Genomic DNA, 560 nt, shown 5'->3' on the forward strand with positions numbered 1-560 from the left:
GCTATGACCTGCAAGGGGTGCTCGCCACCCTGGTGGCTGAAGCGAACGAAAAAGACGCCGAAGAAGAGCTCGAGCGCATTGCTGCGCGAATTCAGCGACTGGGCGCGATCAACCTCGCAGCCATCGACGAGTATCAGCAGCAGTCCGAGCGCAAGCGTTATCTGGATGCTCAGGATGCTGACCTTGTGGAAGCGCTCGATACGCTGGAAAACGTCATTCGCAAGATCGACAAGGAAACCCGCAATCGCTTCAAAGATACCTTTGATCAGATTAACGGTGGATTGCAGGCTCTTTTTCCAAAAGTTTTCGGTGGAGGCAGCGCTTATTTGGAACTGACGGGCGAAGATCTACTCGATACAGGGGTAACGATCATGGCGCGTCCACCCGGGAAGAAGAACAGCACCATCCATTTGCTGTCCGGTGGTGAAAAAGCCCTGACGGCTTTGGCATTGGTGTTTGCGATCTTCAAGCTGAACCCGGCGCCGTTTTGCATGCTCGACGAAGTTGACGCACCGCTGGATGACGCTAACGTTGGACGCTATGCCCGATTGGTGAAAGAG

1 pseudogene is annotated in these 560 nt (G+C 54.5%); it reads left to right on the forward strand.

Features of this window, described 5'->3' with window-relative positions:
* Positions 1-560 (forward strand): annotated as a pseudogene (locus tag AC1DH9_RS30630) (chromosome segregation protein SMC); the annotation flags it as partial.

The sequence above is a fragment of the Pseudomonas sp. 05T35 genome, assembly GCF_056396605.1.